Annotated in this window: 21 protein-coding genes and 1 tRNA gene; 11 read left to right on the top strand and 11 right to left on the bottom strand. The window is 74.6% G+C overall.

The window, feature by feature from the left end:
- Positions 1-66 precede the first annotated feature (66 nt).
- The 3 genes from ABZ945_RS30755 to ABZ945_RS30765 are packed head-to-tail and all read right to left on the bottom strand — an operon-like array spanning position 67 to position 4,162.
- Positions 67-1,422, bottom strand: a complete 1,356-nt coding sequence (locus tag ABZ945_RS30755) for an AAA family ATPase (RefSeq protein WP_361276252.1) — start codon at positions 1,420-1,422, stop codon at positions 67-69.
- On the bottom strand, positions 1,419-3,011 hold the full coding sequence (locus ABZ945_RS30760) for a hypothetical protein (protein ID WP_361276255.1): 1,593 nt from the start codon (positions 3,009-3,011) through the stop codon (positions 1,419-1,421). Before ABZ945_RS30760 ends, ABZ945_RS30755 begins: the two co-directional genes overlap by 4 nt.
- Positions 3,002-4,162 carry a hypothetical protein gene (locus ABZ945_RS30765; protein ID WP_361276312.1) on the bottom strand — a complete coding sequence of 387 codons (1,161 nt, stop codon included), beginning with the start codon at positions 4,160-4,162 and terminating at the stop codon, positions 3,002-3,004. The genes ABZ945_RS30760 and ABZ945_RS30765 overlap by 10 nt, the downstream gene beginning before the upstream one ends.
- Positions 4,163-4,466: 304 nt before the next feature.
- Between ABZ945_RS30765 and ABZ945_RS30770 the strand changes: the two genes are divergently transcribed.
- Complete coding sequence (locus ABZ945_RS30770; RefSeq protein WP_361276258.1) at positions 4,467-5,063, top strand: histidine phosphatase family protein; 597 nt, start codon at positions 4,467-4,469, stop codon at positions 5,061-5,063.
- Between the two features lie 24 nt (positions 5,064-5,087).
- Here ABZ945_RS30770 and ABZ945_RS30775 read toward each other — a convergent pair whose 3' ends face one another.
- The gene (locus ABZ945_RS30775; protein WP_361276261.1) at positions 5,088-6,470 is read right to left on the bottom strand and encodes a tetratricopeptide repeat protein; all 1,383 of its coding nucleotides are present in this window, start codon (positions 6,468-6,470) and stop codon (positions 5,088-5,090) included.
- Positions 6,471-6,789: 319 nt separating this feature from the next.
- On the opposite strand from ABZ945_RS30775, the gene ABZ945_RS30780 reads away from it, so the two are divergent.
- The 3 genes from ABZ945_RS30780 to ABZ945_RS30790 all read left to right on the top strand — a co-directional run bounded on the left by ABZ945_RS30780 (position 6,790) and on the right by ABZ945_RS30790 (position 9,398).
- The gene (locus tag ABZ945_RS30780) at positions 6,790-7,305 is read left to right on the top strand and encodes a hypothetical protein (protein ID WP_361276264.1); all 516 of its coding nucleotides are present in this window, start codon (positions 6,790-6,792) and stop codon (positions 7,303-7,305) included.
- A 199-nt stretch (positions 7,306-7,504) separates the two neighbouring features.
- Entirely contained in the window at positions 7,505-8,461 is a 957-nt protein-coding gene (locus ABZ945_RS30785) for an NAD-dependent epimerase/dehydratase family protein (protein ID WP_361276266.1), read from the top strand.
- Between the two features lie 61 nt (positions 8,462-8,522).
- Complete coding sequence (locus ABZ945_RS30790) at positions 8,523-9,398, top strand: fused MFS/spermidine synthase (protein ID WP_361276269.1); 876 nt, start codon at positions 8,523-8,525, stop codon at positions 9,396-9,398.
- 28 nt (positions 9,399-9,426) lie between these two features.
- Here ABZ945_RS30790 and ABZ945_RS30795 read toward each other — a convergent pair whose 3' ends face one another.
- On the bottom strand, positions 9,427-10,014 hold the full coding sequence (locus ABZ945_RS30795) for a hypothetical protein (RefSeq protein ID WP_361276272.1): 588 nt from the start codon (positions 10,012-10,014) through the stop codon (positions 9,427-9,429).
- A 77-nt stretch (positions 10,015-10,091) separates the two neighbouring features.
- Here ABZ945_RS30795 and ABZ945_RS30800 point away from each other — a divergent pair, with 77 nt between their 5' ends.
- The 4 genes from ABZ945_RS30800 (at position 10,092) to ABZ945_RS30815 (ending at position 15,132) form a co-directional block, all read left to right on the top strand.
- Complete coding sequence (locus ABZ945_RS30800; RefSeq protein ID WP_248631772.1) at positions 10,092-10,781, top strand: response regulator transcription factor; 690 nt, start codon at positions 10,092-10,094, stop codon at positions 10,779-10,781.
- Positions 10,778-12,196 (top strand): HAMP domain-containing sensor histidine kinase, encoded by a 1,419-nt coding sequence (locus tag ABZ945_RS30805; RefSeq protein ID WP_361276276.1) that lies wholly within the window; start codon positions 10,778-10,780, stop codon positions 12,194-12,196. Before ABZ945_RS30800 ends, ABZ945_RS30805 begins: the two co-directional genes overlap by 4 nt.
- A gap of 278 nt (positions 12,197-12,474) precedes the next feature.
- Positions 12,475-13,929 (top strand): cellulose binding domain-containing protein, encoded by a 1,455-nt coding sequence (locus ABZ945_RS30810; RefSeq protein ID WP_361276278.1) that lies wholly within the window; start codon positions 12,475-12,477, stop codon positions 13,927-13,929.
- 162 nt (positions 13,930-14,091) lie between these two features.
- Positions 14,092-15,132 (top strand): LacI family DNA-binding transcriptional regulator, encoded by a 1,041-nt coding sequence (locus tag ABZ945_RS30815; RefSeq protein ID WP_361276280.1) that lies wholly within the window; start codon positions 14,092-14,094, stop codon positions 15,130-15,132.
- Positions 15,133-15,151: 19 nt separating this feature from the next.
- Here the strand turns inward: ABZ945_RS30815 and leuE are convergent, their stop codons facing one another.
- Both leuE and ABZ945_RS30825 read right to left on the bottom strand, forming a co-directional pair.
- Positions 15,152-15,805 (bottom strand): leucine efflux protein LeuE, encoded by a 654-nt coding sequence (gene leuE / locus ABZ945_RS30820; RefSeq protein WP_361276282.1) that lies wholly within the window; start codon positions 15,803-15,805, stop codon positions 15,152-15,154.
- A gap of 73 nt (positions 15,806-15,878) precedes the next feature.
- On the bottom strand, positions 15,879-16,829 hold the full coding sequence (locus ABZ945_RS30825; protein WP_361276284.1) for a DUF3152 domain-containing protein: 951 nt from the start codon (positions 16,827-16,829) through the stop codon (positions 15,879-15,881).
- 267 nt (positions 16,830-17,096) lie between these two features.
- Here ABZ945_RS30825 and ABZ945_RS30830 point away from each other — a divergent pair, with 267 nt between their 5' ends.
- From ABZ945_RS30830 to ABZ945_RS30840, 3 genes are read left to right on the top strand one after another with little or no spacing between them, the layout of a single operon-like run.
- Positions 17,097-17,816 (top strand): response regulator transcription factor, encoded by a 720-nt coding sequence (locus ABZ945_RS30830; RefSeq protein WP_361276287.1) that lies wholly within the window; start codon positions 17,097-17,099, stop codon positions 17,814-17,816.
- A complete protein-coding gene (locus ABZ945_RS30835; RefSeq protein WP_361276290.1) occupies positions 17,813-19,321 on the top strand; it encodes a HAMP domain-containing sensor histidine kinase in 1,509 nt (502 codons plus the stop codon). Before ABZ945_RS30830 ends, ABZ945_RS30835 begins: the two co-directional genes overlap by 4 nt.
- The gene (locus ABZ945_RS30840; protein ID WP_361276293.1) at positions 19,318-19,893 is read left to right on the top strand and encodes a hypothetical protein; all 576 of its coding nucleotides are present in this window, start codon (positions 19,318-19,320) and stop codon (positions 19,891-19,893) included. The genes ABZ945_RS30835 and ABZ945_RS30840 overlap by 4 nt, the downstream gene beginning before the upstream one ends.
- Before the next feature lie 9 nt (positions 19,894-19,902).
- On the opposite strand, the gene ABZ945_RS30845 is transcribed toward ABZ945_RS30840, so the two are convergent.
- The 4 genes from ABZ945_RS30845 to orn form a co-directional block, all read right to left on the bottom strand.
- Complete coding sequence (locus ABZ945_RS30845; RefSeq protein WP_361276296.1) at positions 19,903-20,151, bottom strand: hypothetical protein; 249 nt, start codon at positions 20,149-20,151, stop codon at positions 19,903-19,905.
- Positions 20,148-20,417, bottom strand: a complete 270-nt coding sequence (locus ABZ945_RS30850; RefSeq protein WP_361276299.1) for a hypothetical protein — start codon at positions 20,415-20,417, stop codon at positions 20,148-20,150. Before ABZ945_RS30850 ends, ABZ945_RS30845 begins: the two co-directional genes overlap by 4 nt.
- 177 nt (positions 20,418-20,594) lie before the next feature.
- A tRNA-His gene (locus tag ABZ945_RS30855) sits at positions 20,595-20,667 on the bottom strand.
- Positions 20,668-20,850: 183 nt separating this feature from the next.
- A complete protein-coding gene (gene orn / locus ABZ945_RS30860) occupies positions 20,851-21,453 on the bottom strand; it encodes an oligoribonuclease (RefSeq protein ID WP_248631763.1) in 603 nt (200 codons plus the stop codon).
- Positions 21,454-21,536: the final 83 nt, after the last annotated feature.

Below are 21,536 nucleotides of genomic sequence, written 5' to 3' on the forward strand. Positions count from 1 at the left end.
CGCCGGGCCCCCTCTATGGGCCACCCTCCATTCTCCCGCCCCGCGCAAGTACGCCCCGTGGCCATGTCACGGGCCCCACTCCACCCGGTGCTCCGCCAGATGGGAGAGCACCGCGTGGTTGGCCTCCCAGCCGTCCGGGAACTTGAGGGTGACCCCGAGCTGGACCGGCTCCGTCGACGGATGCTCGTCCAGCAGCTCGGCGACCCCGGCGCGGCAGACCACCACACAGGCGTGCCGATGGCGGGAGGCCAGCACGCACAGCCGGCCCGTCTCCAGATGGAACGCGGTGGCGTCCGGGCGGCCGGAGAGCGGGTGCAGCACCACGGTGACGTCGTACTCCCGGCCCTGGAGCCGGTTGGCGGTGTCCACCGTCACCCCGGTCACCCCCAGCCCCGCGAGGGCCGCCCGTACCGCCGCGGCCTGGTCGCGGTGGGCGGTGCCGACCGCGATCCGGTCCGCCGTCACCGGCACCGGATCCGGCGAGCGCTCGGAGACCGCCGCCGCGCCCCGGTCGAGCAGCCGGCGCACCACCAGCGCCACCGCGTGCACCGCCTCCGGGTCGGTACGCGGGGTGTGCCGGGGCGGCAGCTCCAGCAGCCCCCAGCCGGAGGCGGCCGCCTCGTCCAGCACCCGGTCCGGCCCGGAGCCGTCCGAGGCGGTGCCGAAGGAGAGCCGCCGGTCGCCCGGGCCGGTGCCGCTGCGGAAAGGGGTGTACGGGTAGAAGGCGTCCGACACCAGCGGCGCCGCCGACGCGGGCAGCCGCCAGGAGACCGGCAGCCGGTGCTGCGGCAGCTCCGGGTTGTGCGCCAGCAGGGTGGAGACCGCGCTCGCCGACGGGTCGTAGGACAGCCCCGCCCACTGCTCGGCGCCCACCACCGAGAACGGGTCCAGCTGCCCCGGGTCGCCCACGAACAGCGCCCGCTCGAACAGCCCGGCCACCGCCAGCAGCGCGTCCGAGCGCATCTGGTACGCCTCGTCCACGATGGCGTGCCGCCATGGCTCATCGGTCTTCACATGGGCCCACTTGGCCGCCGTGGACACCACCACATCGAGCCCCGCCAGATCGGCCGCCTTCGCCGACTTGCGGACGTTCTCCAACTCATCCAGCGCGCGGTCATACGGGTCGGAGTCACTGCTGTGCAGCCGGCCCACCGGCAGCTCCGGCTCCTTCTCGGCCAGCCGCAGCACCAGGTCGTCCACCTGGGCGTTGGTCTGGGCGACCACCATCAGCGGCCGCCCGGCCGCCGCCAGCTCCAGCGCGGCCCGCACCACCAGCGTGGACTTGCCCGCGCCCGGCGGGGAGTCCACCACCACCCCGCGCGCGGGGGAGTCCAGGGTGTCCCGCAGGATCCGGGCGGTCGCCTCGGCGGCCGCGGCCCCGGGGTCGAAGACGCCCGTGGCGGGGGCCGGGGTCGTCGTCACAGCAGGTCCTCCGGGGTGACCGGGTCGGGGCGCTCCGCGCCGGGCTCACCGGGCGGCCCGCCGTGCGTCCAGGGGGTGTCCTCGGGGTCGGGCAGCTTCGGCCCGCCCCGCTGGTCGTGCTCGAACAGCGTCCAGGCGATCCGGTCGCCCTTCACCGGAACGGTGCCCTCCGCCGGGTCCTTGGCCCGGCCCATCCGGTCCAGCAGCCGCAGCACCAGGGTTCCCCCCTCCGGCTCGTACCCCACGAACGCGGCGCTCTGGGGCCGCCCGTCCAGCGACCGGTACACCTTCACCCCCTCGCCCAGCTGCGGGACGTCCCCGGTGCGGACGGTCAGCAGCGGGCGCGGCGAGGGCCGCTTGGACTCCGTCCACGCCGGCACCACATCCAGCACCTCGGCGGTGAACGCCTCCCCGGCCAGCCGCCGGGCGGCGAGCACCAGTGGGTCGTCCAGCGCCTCCTGCGCTTCCAGCTGGGCCTGCGCGGTCTCCCGGGCCGCCAGCTTCTGCGCCGAGGTCACCGCGTCGTCCCGGCGGGGCTGCGGCGGCTCGCCGGAGCGCACCCGGTCCCGGTGCCCGGTGAACGACCAGCGGTCCCGCGTCCAGCGGTCGGCCACCCTGGACCCCGCCGGCAGCCCCCGCAGCACGTCGATCGCCCGCCACACCGCGTCCCAGGTCGGCTTCAGCTGGGAGGCGACCAGCCGGCGCACCTCCCGCTCGGCCCGGTGCAGCTCGCCCAGCCGGGCGTCGGCCAGCTCGCCCTCCTCCGCCGCGCCCAGTGCCTGCCGGGCCCGGTCGTAGCGGTCGATCGCGGGGGCCAGCAGCCGGTTGTCGAACGCCGGGTCGGTGGCCGGACCGGCCGGTGGGCAGAGCAGCTGACCGGCCGCGTCCCGGCCCAGCTCGGCCCGGAGCGCCGCCTCCGCCCCCGACTCCCCGTCGCCCGCCTCGACCCAGGCCAGCAGGGCGCCCAGATGCTGGTCCTCCAGCGAGGACTGGCCGGTCGCCCAGTGCCGGTTCAGCAGATCGGTGGCGGCCAGCAGCAGCGAGGAGCCCGGCACCCGGGCCCGCTCCCCGTAGTGCGTCAGCCAGCGGCCCAGCAGGGGCACCCGCGCGGGCGCCGGATACGGGGTGTCCGGGTCGTCCTCGGCGGTGCGCCGGAACCGGGTGGAGCGGCCCAGCAGCCGTACGTACTCCACACCCGCCCGGCTCGGCACGATCAGCTGCGGCGCGTCCGCACACAGCTCGACCTCCACCTTCACCTTCTTGCCGGTCTCCGGATCGGTCTCCGACCGCTCGGCCGCCTCGACCTCCCCGGCGTACCCGTCCAGATACGGCACCACCGCCTCCGCCAGATCCGCCAGGAACCCGAACCGCAGATCCCGATCACGCGGCTGCGCCACCACCAGCAGCCGAGGCTCGGCCGGATCGGTGCCCACCAGCGCCCCCAGCGGCGCCCCGGCCTCACCGGCGGTGGTCAGCGGCACCAGCACCAGCGGCCGGTCGGAGAGATGCCGATGGCGTACGGTCGCCAGCGGCTGCGCCCGCCCCGACTCCACCGCCTCCAGCCGGGCCAGCGTCCCGATCAACGACATACCCCCGCCCCCTCCACACCGATAGCCCCGGCCCCAGCCCCAGCCCCGGCGACCGCCCCGGCCGTCCCAGCCACCGCTCCTGTGGTCGCCACCGCCCCGGCGATCGCCTCCCTCCGCAGCGCCTGCGCCCTCCGGAGCGCCGCCACCGCCGGGTCCGCCGGATCCCCGGCCTCCCCCCGGGCCGCGGCCAGCACCGCCCCCACCGTGGTCAACCCGCCCAGCTCACCCCGGACCGAGCGGCCCAGGGCCTCCACCGCGCCCGCCTCCCGGGACCGGCCCCGGCAGTGGAACGCCAGCTCACAGGCGGCCAGGCACTCCGGCGCGTAGGCGTGCGGCACCGCCTCCACCGCTTCCGTCAGCTGCTCCGCCGAGCATCCCTCCAGATCGAAGCTCAGCCCCTCCGGCAGCGCGGCGGCGATGTCCTCGATCCGGGTCAGCCGGGCCAGCTGCCGGCGGGTCACCGACAGCTGCTTGCGCACATCCACCACCGAGCCGGCCGGCTGGTTGGTGAAGTCCCGAGGGCAGACCAGCAGCACCGAGTGCGCCACCTCGGCGCCCTCGGTCAGCGCCGCGACCCGCTCCAGCGCCAGCACGTACACCGCCGCCTGCCGGGCCGCCGCGCCCACCTTGGCCGGGTCGGCCGAGCCGTCCAGCACCGGGAAGGACTTGATCTCCACCACCGTCCACCGCCCGTCCGGGTGGACCACCACCGCGTCCGGCTCCAGATAGGCGGGCGAACCGGCCACCTCCAGCGCCAGCAGCGGATGGTCCAGCAACGTCCAGGCGCCGGCCCCGGTGGCCTCCCGCAACGCCAGCGCGGTGCGCGCCGCCCGCCCCTGCGGCCCGGCCGCGGCCAGCTCGGGCACCCGCACCCCGCCCGGCTCGTCCACTCCGAGCAGCCGCATCAGCTCCATACCGCCGTCGGCCTTCACCCGGGCTTCGAAGGCGTGGCCCCGGGCGAAGGCGAACTGCGACTGCCCGTACGAGGAGGGGGAGCCCAGCGCGCTCGCCAGGGCCGCCTTGTCCACCCCGGCACCGTCCAGCAGCGCCCGTCTGCGGCACCCCGGATTGGCCGCGAGCGCGGCAAGCGCCCGCGCGTCCAGCGGGTGCGGCACGGCGGGCCCGCGCAACTCGGCCAGCCGCTGCCGCAGCTCCCGCCGCGGCCCCGGCACACCCGGGTCGGCCGACCGCCCCAAGCGCTCGGCGGGCGGTGTCGGCACAGTCCGCGGCGGCTCCCGCAAGGGACCGCCGCCCAGGAAATCGCTCACCCGCCGAAGTCTCGCATCCCCCACTGACAACAGGCCCCCGACGGCCACCAGCCCCGCCGATCCGGCAGGCCACCGCAAGTCCCCGCCCCCGCGCGCCCCCTCCCACCCCCGTGCGTGATGATGGAAAGACGGCCCCATTCCACAGACGGCACACGAACCGCACCACTGAACTTCAGGAGAGCCCCTCATGGCACCGCGCATCCTGCTCGCCCGGCACGGCCAGACGGAATGGTCGCTGTCCGGCAGGCACACCGGCAGGACGGACATACCGCTCCTGGAGGAGGGCCGCCGCGGGGCCAAGCTGCTCGGCGAGCGCCTGCACCGCTCCCCCTGGGACGGCCTGGAGGGCTACGAGATCCGCACCAGCCCGCTCGCCCGCGCCGCCGAGACCTGCGAGCTGGCCGGGTTCGCGGGCCGCGCCGAGGCCTGGGACACCCTGATGGAGTGGGACTACGGCGCCTACGAGGGCAAGACCCCCGCCGAGATCAAGACGGACGACCCCGACTGGTTCATCTGGCGCGACGGCGTCCCCGAGGGCGAGACCCTCGCCCAGCTCTCCGACCGGGCCGACGAGATCGTGGCCTGGGCCCGCTCCGCCGACCGCGACGCTCTGGTCTTCGCCCACGGCCACATCCTGCGCTCCATCGCGGCCCGCTGGCTGGGCGAGCACATCTCCTTCGCCGCCCGCATCCGCCTTGACCCCACCAGCCTCTCCGCCCTCGGCTGGGCCTACGACGCCCCCGCCATCGAGCGCTGGAACGACACCGGCCACCTGGAGGCCTGAAGCACCGCTTTAGGAGAGCGGGTGTCAGATCGCCAGGGACGCCCGCCGTTCCAGGAAGGAGCGGACCGACGGGGTGGCGGGGGCCTGGGCGGCCAGGAGGCCGGCGGTCTGCTCCAGGAGGGCGTCGATGCGGGTGGAGCGGACCTCGGCCAGGAGGTCCATGGCGTGCTCGGCGGCGGCGGCGGCCTCGTCGGGGGCTCCGCCGTAGGCGAGGTCCACGGCGAGCTGGGCGCGGTAGAGGGCCAGGTTCCGGGTGAAGTGCGGGTTCTGGAGCGTGGTGGCGCGCCGGGCGTGGCGGGTGGCCCGGGGCCAGTCGCCCAGGGCCGACCAGCAGCGGGCCTCCAGTGACTCCAGCTCCGGTTCGCCGAAGAAGGACATCCACTCCGGGTCCGCGTCGCAGGGGCCGTGGCCGAACAGGGTGTGTGCCCGGCCGAGGGCCTGCTCGCAGGCGGGGCGGTCGCCGAGCCCGGCCCAGCCGCCGGCCTCCCGCAGGGTGAGCAGGGCCGACAGCCGGGGCGAGGCCAGCTGGCGGGCGGCGCGCTGCCCGGCCTGGGCGGCGCGGACCGCCTCGCGGTGCCGGCCGGCGTCCTGGGCGAGGAAGGAGGTGTTGGAGAAGGCGTGCGCCTCCAGCCCCGCGTCCCCGGCGACCCGTGCGGTGGCCAGCGCCTCCGCGTAGTGCGAGCGGGCGTCCTCATGGCGGCCCGAGTCATGGGCCAGCCACCCCACCGACAGCGCCAGTTCGCCCGCGCCGGAGTGCATCCGGTCGCTGGTGGACTGGCGGGCGGCGGTGCCGGAGTCGAGCAGCGCGTAGGCGGTGCGCAGCGGTTCGGCGGCCTCCCGGTAGAGCCGGTCCGCCCCGTGCCGGTCGTCCAGCAGCCGGATCCGGCGTACCGCCTCCTCGACGGCTCTGACCTCGGTCTCACCGAACCTGCCGCCGGCGCGCGGCGCGGGGATGGTGGCGGCGAGCGCGGGGGTGGGCGCGCCGAGACCGAGCGTGGCGGCGACCGCGGCGGTGCCACCCATGAATGCGCGACGCAGCACGTCGCTCTCCTCATCGTTCCGGAGTGGTGCCTGGGGCTTCGGCGGGGCGGTCCGAAGGCCAGCGGACGCGCCGCGCGCGCCCCGGCCGCGTACCTGCTCCCGCGCGGCGAAGCCCAGATCCTGCAAGGTGAGGCCGGGGAACATATGCAGGAAGACCCGCTCGTAGGCGTAGTTCGGGCAGCGGATCTCGCCCGACTCCACCCGCCCGACATAGCGGGCGTCGCAGGCGACCTGCTCGCCGATCTCCCGGCCGGCACGGCGCACCGCGGCGGCGAACTCGCCGGGGGAGCGGGATCCGCGCAGCTGCCGGAAGGCGAGGTTGGGGGCTGCTGGGACGGGTGGGGGGACTGGTGCCGAGGACGCCATGGTCGAGCCCTCTCGTGCGGTGACTGCCGGGTCCTGCGCCTACTGCGGGTCCTGCGACTGCCGGGAGCGGGCGCCCTCGCGGGTGCGGGGGCGATCGTTCCGGTCGGCCGCGCCGAACCTACCCTCTGTGACGGGGTGCGCACCCACAGTTTGGCTACAAACCGGATATCTCACCCACGATCCGCCATGTTCTGCCATCCTTTGCGGCGGCCTGGCGCCGTAGCCGTTGACGCGGTGCGGCGTTGAACCAGTGGAGAGACGCAGTGTGTCTTCGCACGGGGACTCGAAGCTGGAGGGGATTCCCTTGTCGGAGGTCGGCATGCAGGCAGGCCCGCATCCCATGGATCCGTACGGCACCATCCCGGACGGCAGCCCCTGGCGGAGTGTCACCGTGTTGCCGCCCGGCCCCGAGCGGCCGGGGCGGGGCGGTCTGCCGGAGGAGGTCCCCTGCGACCTGGTGACCGTGCCGGCCCGCCAGGGCCTGGAGGCCGTGGACATCCTGCGGCGCGGCGGCACCCCCGCCGTCGGCCCGGTCCTCCATGACGGCGCCTGCGCCACCCTCGGCTTCCTGGTGCCGCCCGGCACCGCCGCCCGCTGGGATGTCCCGGGCAGTGCGTGTACCGACACCTCGGGGCGCGGGCTGCGCATCCCCGGCCTGGCCGGGGGCTGCCCCGTCGGGCCGGGCATGGAGACGGTCGCCGCCCCTGAGGTGCTGCCCGGCTCCGACTGGCTGCTGCCGCCCGGTGACACCGGCCCGGTGACCGACCCGGTGATGCTCCGCCAGGCCCTCGGCGAGGCCGCCCGGCTGATCGAGGCCGCCGACAACTGCTGTTAGCCGCCGGGCTTTTCGTACTCCTTCCGAGCCCCCTGGGGTGGTCGATCGATCGACGGCGTCAGGGGGTTCGCCGTGTGCCCGGCCGCGCGACCGAAGGTGAATCACTCTTGCAGGCATCTCTAGTGAGAGTTATAGTCTCTAACGAAACGGAGCAGCGATAACCGGGTCCTGGTGGCCCGCCGATCCAAGGAGCCTGATGATGGCCAGCACCGCACGCGAAACCCATGTCGTCCTCGGAGCCGGACCGGCCGGTTCGACCCTCGCCGGGGAGCTGGCCCGCCGGGGCCACTCGGTCCGGCTGGTGGCCCGCTCGGCGCCGGCGGCCGGGACCCCCGAGGGTGTGACCTTCCGCCCGGCCGATGTCGGCTCCGCCGAAGGGGCGCGAGCCGCCATAGCGGGCTCCGCCGTGGTCTACCACTGCGTCAACGTCGCGTACCACCTCCAGGTCGAGGCGATGCCCGGCATCCAGGACGCCGTCCTCGCGGCGGTGGAGGCGGAGGGGGCGCGGCTGGTGGTGCTCGACACCCTCTACCCGTACGGCCCGACCGGCGGGAAGGTCATGACCGAGGACACCCCCTGGGGGGCGACCGGCGCCAAGGGCCGGATGCGGGCCGCGCTGGACGAGAAGTATCTGGCCGCCCACCGCGAGGGTCGCGCCCGGGTCGCGCTCGGCCGCTCGGCGGACTTCGTCGGACCCGGGGTCCTCAACTCCACCCTGGGCGGCGCGGTCTTCCCGGGGGCGCTGACCGGCACCGAGGTGATCGGGCTCGGCGACATCGACCTGCCCCACAGCTACACCGACATCCGCGCGGTCGCCGCCGGACTGGCCACCCTGGGCGAGCACCCCGAGGGCGACGGCCGGGTCTGGCACCTGCCGACCGCCCCGGCCCGTACCACCCGGGAGGTGTTCCGGATGATCGAGGAGCGGGTCGAGCAGCCGCTGGACATCTCGGTCAAGACCGAGCCCCGCCCCTTCGGCCCCTTCGACCAGGTGTTCATGGACGCCTACGCCGAGCTGTTCTACCAGCACACCGAGGCCCAGGTGATGGACTCCACCGCGTTCCAGGACGCCTTCGGCGTCAAGCCCTTCGCCCTGGAGGACACCCTGGACGCCACCCTCGACTGGTACCGCGCCTTCCTCGCCTCCCGCGGCTGAGGCCCGCCGGTCCGTTCCGTAACGTTCCGTACCGGGCATCCGGGCGTCCGATAATGGGCGGATGGCGAGAAGCAGGCGGCGGGAGCGGGGTGCGGCGGCGGAGGCCGCTTCGGAGGTCGTGGGCGGGGGCCTCGCGGAGTTGCTGCCCGACCCGGACCGGCCGCGCGGCTGGACGCTGCTGGTGGGCGGGGCGCCCCAGTCGCATGTGGACCTGGACGACCCGGGCCGACTGGACTTCCCCTACCAGCGCAGACTCGGCCATGTCGCCGATCTGGCCGGTCCGCCGGGGCGGCCGTTGAAGGTGGTGCACCTCGGCGGCGGGGCGTTCACGCTGGCCCGGTACGTGGCCGCGGGCCGGCCCCGCTCCACCCAGCAGGTGGTGGAGGTGGACGCGGCGCTGGTGGCCTTCGTCCGCCGGGAGCTGCCGCTCGACCCGGGCGCCCGGGTCCGGGTGCGGGCCGTGGACGCGCGAGAGGGGCTGGCCAAGGTGCCCGACGGGTGGGCGGACCTGGTGATCGCCGATGTCTTCAGTGGGGCGCGCACCCCGGCGCATCTGACCAGTACGGAGTTCCTGGGGGAGGTGCGTCGGGCGCTCGCGGCGGATGGGACGTACGCGGCGAACCTCACCGACGGGCCGCCGCTGGCCTTTCTGCGTGGCCAGATCGCCACCGCGGCGGCGCTCTTCCCGCAGCTGGCGCTGGCCGCCGACCCGGCCGTGCTGCGCGGGCGGCGGTTCGGCAACGCGATCCTGGTCGCGTCCGCCGCTGCCCTGCCGGTGGCCGAGCTGACCCGGCGGGTGGCGAGTGACCCGCATCCGGGGCGGGTGCTCGCCGGGCGGGAGCTGGCGGACTTCAGCGGCGGGGCGAAGCCCGTCGCGGATGCTCAGGCCATTGACTCACCGGCTCCGCCGCGGGACGCCTTCGATGATCTGAAGTGAGGGATCTGAAGTGAGGCGGGAGGGGCGGTCAGCGCTGTTCGATCTGGACCCGGGGGGCCTGGTCGTGCCAGGTGCAGAAGACGTCGGTCTCCCGGCCGTCGGCGCTGAAGGTCACCCGGATGTAGGTCGGCTGCTTCCACACCTGCATCTGCCAGCCGGCCGCCGGCGTCGCCGACACCAGCTCGGCCGAGGACGTGCCGATGTCGAACACCACCCGGCCGCCCTCCACCGGATAGCCGCGCACCGAGCCGGTGTTCGCGGACGGGGAGGGGGCGGAGGAGGGCGGGGTGGCCGAGGTGGGCGGGGTGGAGGGAGGGTCCTCGGAGCGGTCGGAGGTGTCGGAGGAATCGGGCGGTGAGGGGGTGGGGGAGGGGCGGGACGGGGTCGGGGAGGGGGAGGCGGACGGGCGGGGGCGGTGGGTGGAGGAGGTGTGCGGCTCGCGGTCCGAGGATGCCGCCGCCACCGGGCGCTCGGCGGTGATCGGCACGGCCCGCGGCGGGTCGTACACCGTGCCGGCCAGCACCGTGTGCACCCCCCACCACGACAGCGTGACCGCCGCGCCGGTGGCGAGCGACCAGGCCGCGGCGTGTACCAGTCCTCTGCGCATCCCGGCCATAGTGCACCACCCGGACCGGCCACCGCACCGTCAGCTCCGGTCCATCCAATTCCCCCGGATGGCGTACGGTGCCGCCCATGGCAAGTGTGCTCGTGGTCGAGGACGACCAGTTCGTGCGCTCCGCCCTCATCCGGCACCTGACCGACGCCTCGCACACCGTGCGGAGCGTCGGCACGGCCCTGGAGGCGCTGCGCGAGGTCGCCCACCACCGTTTCGACGTGGTCATCCTCGATCTGGGACTGCCCGATCTGGACGGTGCCGAGGCGCTGAAGATGCTCCGCTCCATCACCGACGTCCCGGTGATCATCGCCACCGCCCGGGACGACGAGACCGAGATCGTGCGCCTCCTCAACGACGGCGCCGACGACTACCTCACCAAGCCGTTCTCGGTGGAGCACCTCTCCGCCCGGATGGCCGCCGTACTGCGCCGCGCCCGAGCCGGGGCCGCCGCACCTCCGCCCAGCCGGGTGGTCACGGTCGGCGGCCTTACGGTGGACCCACTGCGCCGCCAGGCCGAACTGGACGGTGTGCGGCTTGACCTGACCCGCCGCGAGTTCGACCTGCTGGCCTTCCTCGCCGACCGCCCCGGGGTCGTCGTCCCGCGCCGGGAACTGCTCGCCGAGGTCTGGCAGCAGTCCTACGGCGACGACCAGACCATCGACGTCCATCTGTCCTGGCTGCGCCGCAAGCTCGGTGAGACCGCGGCCCGCCCGCGCTATCTGCACACCCTGCGCGGGGTCGGCGTGAAGCTGGAGCCGCCGAGGTGAGATGGGCCCTGGTCCGGGTGGCGCTCGCGGTCACCGTGATGGTCGTCGCCGCCTTCGCCGTACCGCTGGGCCTGGTGGTCAAGGAGATGGCCCGCGACCGGGCGTTCTCCAACGCCGAACGGCGGGCCGCCGCCCTCGGCCCCGCGCTCGCCATCACCACCGACCGCCGGGAGCTGGACCGGGCCGTGGCCTCCACCGAGGACGGGGCGGCCGGCCGGCTCGCCGTGCACATCCCGGCCTCGGACCAGAGCGGCGGCCAGCCGATCGAGATCGGTACGCGGCGGGCCGCCGAGAAGGACCTGCGCACCACCCGGGCCTACGGGCGGGCCGCCATCGCCGCCGTACCCGGAGGCTCGGTACTGCTCCAGCCCACCGCGCTGGGCACCGGTCAGGTCGCCGTGGTCGAGCTGTATGTGCCCGAGGCCGAGGTCACCAACGGGGTGGCCACCGCCTGGCTGGTGCTGGCCGGGGTCGGCGCCGCCCTGGTCGTCGGCTCGGTCGCGGTCGCCGACCGGCTCGGCGTCCGCATGGTCCGCCCCGCCCAGCGGCTGGCCCGGGCCGCCCACGACCTGGGCGAGGGCCGGCTCGGCGCCCGGGTTCCGGAGGACGGCCCGCCCGAACTGCGGTCCGCCGCCACCGCGTTCAACTCCATGGCCGACCAGGTGGTGCGGCTGCTCGCCAACGAACGCGAGCTGGCCGCCGACCTCTCGCACCGGCTGCGCACCCCGCTGACCGTGCTCCGGCTCAACACGGCCTCGCTCGGCGAGGGTCCGGCCGCCGAGCAGACCCGGGCCGCCGTCGCCCAGCTGGAGCGGGAGGTGGACACCATCATCCGCACCGCCCGGGAGGCCAAGCCGCAGACCCAGGCGGCCGGACCGGGCGTCGGCTGTGACGCCTCGGCGGTGGTACGGGAGCGGATGGCGTTCTGGTCGGCGCTGGCCGAGGACGAGGGCCGTACGGTACGGCTGGCCGGTACCGACCGGCCGGTGCGCATCCCGGTGGCCCGCCCCGATTTGGCCGCCGCGCTCGACGCGTTGCTCGGCAACGTCTTCCGGCACACCCCCGAGGGCACCGCCTTCTCGGTGGACCTGCACAACGGCGAGGACGCGGTGATCGTGCTGGTGTCGGACGCCGGGCCGGGCATCGCCGACCCGGCCGCCGCCCTGGAGCGCGGCAACAGCGGGGAGCGGGACGGCTCCACCGGGCTCGGCCTGGACATCGTGCGCCGGGTCGCCGAGTCCACCGGGGGCGATGTGCGGATCGGGCGCTCGGTGCTGGGCGGTACGGAGGTACGGATCTGGATCGGCCTGGACGGGCGCGCCTCGGCCGCCGCCCGCGAGGAGGGCCGCCGGCGGGGCAAAGGCCGGTCCGCCGCCCGTACGTCTCTGATCTCTCGACTGACCCGCTCCCGCTGAGGCAGCCGACTGACCCGCTCCCGGTCCCGGTCTCGCTGTGGCGGCTGACCTGCTCCCGGTCCCGGTCCCGCTGAGCCGGCTGACCCGCTCTCGGTCTCGCTCCCGCTGACCGGCTTAACCGGTCCCGATGGCTTCCTTAAGCCCGCCCTAAGATCCCCAACCACCGCCCGGATGGCGGCAATTGCCCGATTCCGGGGCGCTAGCTTGCTGCCACGGCCCGGGACACCCCCCACCCCGGGAGCGTCAACGGAAACGCACCACACAAGGCAGGTCACCCCATGGGCAGCAGCACGGTCTCGCACCGGCGCAGGATGAGCGGCAGGAACAAGGCGGTCGGCGCCCTGGTGGCGGTGGCCGTGGCCGGAGGCGCGGCGGTCGCCTTCGGCTCCACCGCGCAGGCCGCCGCCGTCGGTGCCGCGTACACCAGGACCAGTGGCTGGAGCGGTGGTTACACCGGCCAGTACACGGTGAGCAACGAGACCGGATCGGACCGGGACGGCTGGAAGCTGGAGTTCGACCTGCCGGCCGGCACCCGGATCGGTTCGCTGTGGAACGGTGAGCACGCGGTGGACGGGCAGCACATCACCGTACGACCGGAGAGCTGGAACAAGCGGCTGAAGCCGGGCGCCAGCGTCACCGTCGGCTTCACCACCACCGCCGACGGCAAGGCAGGCGACCCCACCGGCTGCCGGATCGACGGGGCCGCCTGCTCCGCCGACGCGCCCCCCACCCCCGTACCGAGCGGCCGCCCCACCACCGCCCCCACCCCCTCGGCCCCGGCGCCGACACCCACCCCCACACCGAGTGTGTCCACCCCCGCCCCGGGCGGCGGTGGTACGGGAGGGGCCCGGTTCGCCCCGTATGTGGACACCTCGCTCCACCCCGCGTACGACCTGCTGGACACCGCCGCCAAGACCGGCGTGCGGGACTTCACCCTGGCCTTCATCACCTCCGGCGGCTCCTGCGCCCCGCTCTGGGGCGGGGTCACCGGGCTGGCCGACGACCGGGTGGCCGCCCAGATCGGTGCCTTGCGCGCCAAGGGCGGGGACGTCCGGGTCTCCTTCGGCGGCGCGGCCGGCCATGAGCTCGCCCTCAACTGCGCCACCGCCGACCAGCTGGCCGCTGCCTACGGCAAGGTCGTCGACCAGTACAAGCTGACCAAGGTCGACTTCGACGTCGAGGGTGCGGCCCTGCCCGACCGGGCGGCCAACACCCGCCGCGCCCAGGCCATCGCCAAGCTCCAACAGTCCCACCCCGGCCTGGACGTCTCCTTCACCCTGCCCGTCATGCCGGAGGGCCTGACCCAGCCCGGCGTCGACCTGCTCGCCGACGCGAGGAAGAACGGGGTGCGCATCGGCGCCGTCAACATCATGGCGATGGACTACGGTCCGGCGTACAGCGCGGACATGGGGCAGTACGCGATCCAGGCCGCGACCGCCACCCAGGCCCAGCTCAAGGGGGTGCTCGGGCTCTCCGAGGCGCAGGCGTGGAAGACGGTCGCCGTGACCCCGATGATCGGCGTGAATGATGTCGTCTCCGAGGTGTTCCGCACCGAGGACGCCACCGAGCTGGTCGCCTTCGCCCAGGAGAAGGGGCTGGCCTGGCTGTCGATGTGGTCCGGCACCCGCGACAAGCAGTGCCCGGACGGCGCGGTGAACCGGGCCGACGCCACCTGCTCCTCCATCCTCCAGCAGCCGCTCGCCTTCACCAGGGCGTTCGCCGCCTACCGCTGAGCCATCCCCCTCCCCCCACACGCGCCCCGGCCCGGGTCTTCCCCCCTCCACCCGAGCCGGGGCGCCCCGCTGCCCCCGTTCCCGAAGAAGTGTGCGGGAGTAGGACGTACGCTCGCAGGGCGGGGCGACGGGTGGGACGGGCGCGATCCTCAAGGGGCAGTCATGGCGGCGAGCGGGCGGAGGACCGGCAGACCCACGCTGGAGGAGGTCGCGGCCCGGGCGGGGGTGGGGCGCGGCACCGTCTCGCGGGTGGTCAACGGCTCGCCCCGGGTCAGCGACCGGGCCAGGGAGGCGGTCGGGCGGGCCATCGCCGAGCTCGGCTATGTCCCCGACCGGGCCGCCCGCGCCCTGGCGGGGTCCAGGACCGGCGCCGTCGCGCTGGTGGTCCCCGAGACCGAGACCCGGCTGTTCGCGGAGCCGTACTTCCTCGACATCCTTCGCGGGGTCAGCGCCGAACTGGGCGACGCCGACATGCAGTTGCTGCTGACCCTGATCCGCTCCGGCAGGGAGCGGCAGCGGTTCGAGCAGTATCTGGCGGCCCAGCGGGTGGACGGAGTGCTGCTGGTCTCGGTCCACCGCGACGACCCGCTGCCGGAGCTGGTGGCGCGGCTGGGGCTGCCCGCCGTGCTGAACGGCCGCCGCTCGGCGGGGGAGCGGGTGCCGTACGTCGACTGTGACAACACCGGCGCCGGGCGGTCGGCCGTCGCCCATCTCGCGGAGCGGGGCCGCCGCCGGATCGCCGCGATCACCGGCCCGCTGGGCATGTACGCGGCCCGGTGTCGGCTGGACGGCTACCGCGAGGGGGTGACGGCGGCGGGGCTGGCCGCCGACGACCGGCTGGTCGCCGAGGCGGACTTCACCGAGGAGGGCGGTCGCCGGGCCATGCGGGAGCTGCTGGGGCGCTGCCCCGGCCTGGACGGGGTGTTCGCGGCCTCCGACCTGATGGCGGCGGGGGCCCGGGCGGTGCTACGGGAGGCCGGGCGCCGGGTGCCCGAGGACGTGGCCCTGGTCGGGGTGGACGACTCTGCGGTGGCCCGGCTGATGGACCCGGCGCTGACGAGTGTGCGCCAGCCCATCGAGGAGATGGGCCGCCGGATGGCCCGTATCCTCCTCCGGCAGATCGCCGCCCCGGGGGCCGGGAATGGTGCCGATCCCCGGCAGGTCGTGCTGGCGACGGAGCTGGTGGTACGCGACTCCAGCTGAGCGGCCCGTCGCGGTCTTCTCACGCCAGGGAGAGCTTGGCGGCGAAGCCCAGGAACAGCACGCCGGCGCCGGTGGTGGCCCCCGCCGCGAGGCGCTTGCGGCGGCGGAAGGTGGCGGCCAGATGCGTACCGGCGAAGATCAGCAGCGTCAGATACAGCACGCTCGCCACCTGGGCGAGGGTGCCCAGCACGGCGAAGGAGAGCGCCGGGTAGGCGTACGCCGGGTCCACGAACTGCACGAAGAAGGCGATGAAGAAGAGGATCGCCTTGGGGTTCAGCAGGCTGATCACCAGGGCGCGGCGGAAGGGGCGCTCCACCGGGCCGGCGGCCTCCCCGGCGGCCACCAGCTCCTCGGCCGACCGCTCACGGCGGGAGCGCCACATCGACCAGGCGGCCCGCAGCATCCCGATCGCCAGCCAGCTCAGATAGCCCGCCCCGGCGTACTTGACGACGGCGAACAGCACCGCGTTCGCCTGGAGCAGGGAGGCCACGCCCGCCGCCGAGAGCACCATCAGCACGGTGTCCCCGCACCACACACCCGCGGCGGCACGGTAGCCGGTGCGCACGCCCCGGCGGGCGGCCACCGAGATCACATAGAGCGAGTTCGGCCCCGGGAGGAGGACGATGAGGACGACTCCGGCGAGATAGGTCGGTAGATCGGTGACACCCAGCATGCGGGCATTCTGGCACGGGTGTTCGGGACGATTCGACCCTGTTTCGAAGGATGGACGGGGCTGGGGAGCGGATTCAGGGGACGCTCGGGCCGGCGAGGTAGGTGCCGTTGGCGTCATACGGCCAGGCGTTGGCCACACAGCCCTTCAGCCCGTCGATCTGCTGCATCATCGCGGGAGCGGGGCGGCCCGGGCCGGGGCAGGTCTCATGGCCGTGGCCGATGCGGTGCCCGACCTCGTGGTTGACGATCAGCGCCCGGTACGCGCCGATCGGGCCGGCGAACTGCGGGGAGCCGGTGTTCCACCGCTTGAGGTTGACCACCACCTCGCTGCCGACCGAGCAGTTGACCTCGCCGCGGGTGCGCAGCCCCGCCGCCCCGCAGATCCGGTCCACCGTCTCCGGGGTGGCGATCTTCACCTCGAAGTCGGTGGGCCCCTCGGCCACCATCTGAAAGGAGTCCTGCCCGTTCGCGGTCCAGCCCCGGGGGTCGGCCAGCACGGCGGCGATCTCGCGGGCCGCGTCCTCGGGCACGATGCCGGTGCCCTCCTCGACCAGCACCGAGTAGCGCCGCAGCCGATCGCCGCGGCCGGCCCGCTCGCCGCCCAGCTCGGCGGTGGTGAAGGTGCCGGTGCCGGAGCGCGGGCCGGGGTCGCCGGCCGCCCGGTCGCGGCTGGCCGGGGGCTCCGGCGAGGGACGGTTCCTCGGTGCGGGGGCCGTCCTGGACGGCGCGGTGTCCGCCGATGCCTGTCTGTCCGCGGTGGGAAGGGTGGCAGTGTGCTCCGGGTCGCCGGACGCACCGCCCGGGGCCGACGGGTTCCGGAGCGCCAGGACGGCCGAGGCGGCGCCGAGCAGTACGAGGGCCAGCAGGCCGCCCACCAGCCAGCGGCCCCGGCGGCGGGCGGCCCGGCGCCGCCCGCCCCGCTCGGCGCGTCTCCTCCCACCCCGGCCCCGACTCCCGCCCCAGGGCCCGTCCCCGCCGGTCGGGGTGTGCGGGGCGCGGGGCGGGCTGTCCGTTGCGGAGGCCATCGGGAGGGGCCCTTCGATCGGCGGCGGGTGACCGTGCGCGCCGCTCTCGGGGGGAATCGGAGCGGCGCGCACCGTGGCCAGACTCGATCGGCCAGTTGATGGCCCATGACGGAAATGGTCACAGCTCTGCAACAGTCGATCATCGGGTGTTTACCTGGGGAGACGCCGCCAACTCCGTGCCCCGTCCATATGATCCTTCGGTAACGGTCGCCCCGGCGGGCGTCCTTCCGGCGGGATGTCGTCAGTCGGATGGTCATACTGACCCCCATGCCCCGCGTGCTCCTCATCGAGGACGACCCTGCCGTCCGGCAGGGCACCCACCTGGCGCTGCGCCGCCAAGGACACGACGTCCACGCCGTACCCACCGGCGAGGAGGGCCTGGCCTGCCTCGGCACCTTCCGGCCGGACGTCGTGGTACTGGACCTGATGCTGCCCGGGCTGTCCGGGCTCGACGTCTGCCGGCGCATCCGGGAGCGCGAGCAGGTGGCGATCATCATGGTCACCGCCAAGGGCGACGACGTGGACGTGGTGATCGGCCTGGAGGCCGGCGCCGACGACTACGTGATCAAGCCGGTACGCGCCCAGGTGCTGGACGCTCGAATCCGGGCCGTGCTGCGCCGACTGGAGCCCGCCCCCTCCGACACCGCCCGCCCCCGGCCCGAGTCACACGGGGACCTGGTCATCGACCGCGCCGGCTGCGTGGTCACCCACCGGGGCCGGCCGCTCTCCCTCGCCCCCTCCGAACTCCGCCTGCTGCTCTACCTGTCCGCCTCACCCGGCCAGGTGCTCAGCCGCCAGCAACTGCTGGAAGCGGTCTGGGAGCACAGCTACCACGGGGACATCCGGCTGGTGGACGCCTGTGTGGCCCGGCTGCGCACCAAGATGGGCGACCCGGCCGGCGAGCACCGCCACATCCAGACCGTGCGCGGCTTCGGCTACCGCTTCCAGCCCGTACGAGCCGCGCAACCCGCGACCGGGTCGCCGTGAGCCCCTGGACCGCGCGCGCCCGGTCCCGGCTGCGCACCGCGCTGGGCGGGCTGCGCTTCCGGCTGGTGCTGGGCTTCGCCCTGGTGGCGGCCGTGGGCGCGGCCAGCGCCGGACTGCTCACCTACCGGGAGGCCCGTACCGCCGTCCTCAAGCAGAGCCAGGACATGGTGGTCAACCAGTTCCGCGACAGCGTCAACGACCTGGTCGCGGACATCTCGCCGGCCCCCGGCCAGGAGGAGCTGGACGCCCTGGTCACCCGGCTGGCCCGGTCGCACGCCTCCCAGCGCTGGCACGTGCTCGTCACCTACCGGGACCGGACCGCCTCCCACGGCCCCCAGGACGCCTTCCGCGTACCGCCGGCCGAGGTCGCCCGGGCGGTGGCCCGCAAACCGGCCGCCGTCTTCCAGCGGGCACGCCAGGACGGCCAGGCCGCCCTGGTCGTCGGGCTGCCCGTCAGCTACACCGCCGAGTCACCCGGCCGGGTGCCCTCCGGGCTGGCCTTCTTCCTGGTCGTCCCGCAGAGCAGCGAACAGCTCTACGTGGAGGCTCTGGTCACCGCCATCGAGCGGGCCACCCTGCCCGCGCTCGGGCTGGCCGTGCTGCTGGCGCTGCTGGTCGCCCGCGGGGTGCTGCGGCCGGTGCGCGCCCTGCACACGGCGACCCGGCGGATGGCTGAGGGCCGGCTCGACACCCGCCTCGCCGTCCAGGGCTCCGACGAACTGGCCGGGCTCTCCCAGGCGTTCAACGAGACGGCCGCCGCCCTCGAACGCTCCGTCGCCGAACTGCGCGGGATGGAGGCCCGGGCCCGCCGGTTCGCGGCGGACGTCTCGCACGAGATGCGCACCCCGCTGGCCGCGATGTCCGCGGTGACCGACGTACTCGACGCCGACGCGGCCGAGTTGGAGCGCGAGACCGGGGACGCGCTGCGCCTCATCAGCTCCGAGACCGCCCGGCTGGCCCGGCTGGTGGACGACCTGATGGAGATCTCCCGCTTCGACGCCGGGGCCGCCGAGCTGGTCACCGACGAGATCGACCTCGCCGAGAGCCTGCACCGCACGCTCGCCGCCCGGGGCTGGACCGACCGGGTCACCACCGAGCTGCCCCCGCCCGGCACCGTCCGCGCCTGGGTCGACCCGCGCCGCCTGGACGTGGTCGTCGCCAACCTGGTCGGCAACGCCCTACGCCACGGCGCCCCACCGGTCACCCTCCGCCTGGACACCAACCGGCCCCCGAACCGCCCCGAGGCCGCCCACGCCACCATCGAGGTCGCCGACTCCGGCCCCGGCATCCCCGACCACGACCTCCCCCTCGTCTTCGAACGGTTCTACAAGGCGGACACCGTCCGCACCCGCAGCGAGAGCAGCGGACTGGGCCTCGCCATCGCCCTGGAGAACGCCGCCCTGCACGGCGGCCGCATCCACGCCGCCAACCGCCCCGGCGGCGGCTGCGTCTTCACCCTCCACCTCCCCCTGCGCCCTGCCGCCGATGAAACGTTCCGCCCATGAGCCCGACTCGCCGCACCACCGCCCTTGCCACCCTGCTCCTGTCCCTCTCCCTCCCCCTCACTGGCTGCGGAGTCCCCACCTCCGGTGTCATCGAGGTCGGCGAGCCCGCCACCGGCGCCTCCTCCAACACCACCGTCTACTTCCTGGCCGACGGCGAGCTGCGCCCCTATCCGCGCGGGGTGCCCTGGGGCGTGGAGGCGGTCCCGGCCGCCGTCCGGCTGCTGTTCGACGGGCCGGCCCCGTACGAGTCCGGGGCGGTGACCCGCCTCCCCCGGCTCACCACCGCCCCGCGCACCACCCTCGGCCGCGACGGCTACACCATCCACCTCCCCGCCGGGACGCCCCGCCTCACCCCCGAGGCCGCCCGCCAACTGGTCTGCACCGTCACCCGCACCCACGACGCCGCCCTCACCGGCCCGCCCGCCCCCAGCCCCACCACCCCCACCGCCGCGCCCCCCGAGGCCGCCCCCACCGACCCCCCGACCCCCGCCCCCGGCACCCGGGCGCAGCTCCGCGTCCAGGCCGGCGACTGGTCGGCGGCACTCGCGGACGAGCCCTGCCCGGATGGTTGAGGGGCTCCGTCAGGGAGGGGTCTGGATGCGCACTGCGGTGATGCGCAAGGCGCCTCGGGCCACGTAGTAGACGACGAAGCACCCGGCGACGGTGGCGTCCCGTCGGTCGCGCTCTCCTCGGATCGCGCTCGATCCCGCTCCGTAGGGGTCGGTGGCGAGCTTCGCCATCCCGGCATCGAACCGCTGCCGCAGCGCAGGCGACATGGCGTTTCGCGCGGCTGCGGCGTCGGGCGCATAGGCGACGGTGAACGCGCTCACGGCTCCATCGGCCCGACCGGCCGCCCGTCATCGTCCACGACCCCGCTGTAATCCCCGGCTTCCAGACGCTGGAACAACTCCTCGTCGGACTCCCGCACCGCGGCAGGAAGTGCCCATCTCGCGGCGACCCGCGGCAGCTCGGCCAAGGGCGCCTCGTCCAGCTCCGCCTGGAACACCGCCTGATCCTCCGTGCTCAGAGCGGCCCGGATCTCCCGCAGCGTTCCCGGGAGCGATACCCACTGTCCGTCGACCACCGTACGCAGCACCCGTGGCCCCTCTCACGCCCCTGTGACGACGAGCCCAGCCGGACTCGGTGCCCAGTATGCGTAGGTGAGCGGCTTGATCAGGTGGAATCATGCAAAATCGGACGGATGGCGATGCTGGAGACCGTGGCAGCAAGAAGCCCCCGACCCGCTTGCGCGAATCGGGGGCTTCCCGGTGAGGGTGAGTAACGGGACTCGAACCCGCGACATCCTGGACCACAACCAGGTGCTCTACCAGCTGAGCTATACCCACCACGACCGATCTTTCCGACCGGCCGAGAAAAAGTGTACAGGGTCCGGGAGGGTGCTCGCGCACACGTTTCAGCGGGGCGGGAGGGAGCCCGGTGACCGGGCTGGGGAGCGGGCGCGGCCCCGGGCCGGACACCTGGGGCAGGGGTCCGGGCCGGGGCCGCGGGGGTGTGCGGAGGGGGCGGGGTCAGGCGTCGCGGAGGGTGTGGCGGGCGGCGATCTGCTTGGCGGTGTCGGAGTCCGGGCCGGGCTGGGGCACGAAGACGGCCTCGCGGTAGTAGCGCAGCTCCGCGATGGACTCGCGGATGTCGGCGAGCGCCCGGTGGTTGCCGGCCTTCTCCGGACTGTTGAAGTACGCCCTCGGGTACCAGCGGCGGGCCAGCTCCTTGACCGAGGAGACATCGACGATCCGGTAGTGGAGGTGGGCCTCCAGGGTCGGCATGTCCCGCAGCAGGAAGCCGCGGTCGGTGGAGACCGAGTTGCCGCACAGCGGCGCCTTGCCGGGCTCCTTCACATGCTGCCGCACATAGGAGAGGACCTGCTCCTCGGCGTCGGCGAGGGTGGTCCCGGCGGCCAGCTCGTCGAGGAGGCCGGAGGAGGTGTGCATCTGGCGCACCACGTCCGGCATGGTCTCCAGGGCCGCGTCCGGCGGGCGGATCACGATGTCCACGCCTTCGCCGAGCACGTTCAGTTCCGAGTCGGTGACCAGTGCGGCCACCTCGATGAGTGCGTCGTCCGTCAGCGAGAGCCCGGTCATCTCGCAGTCGATCCACACCATGCGGTCGTTCATGGGTCCCACTGTAGAGGCGTCCCCCCTTTGGGGATGGTGTGGGACGCCTGTCCGAAACGGCCGCCGCGCGGGGTGCGCGGCGG

It is taken from the genome of Streptomyces sp. NPDC046887 (assembly GCF_040644755.1).
GTDB lineage: Bacteria > Actinomycetota > Actinomycetes > Streptomycetales > Streptomycetaceae > Streptomyces > Streptomyces lichenis.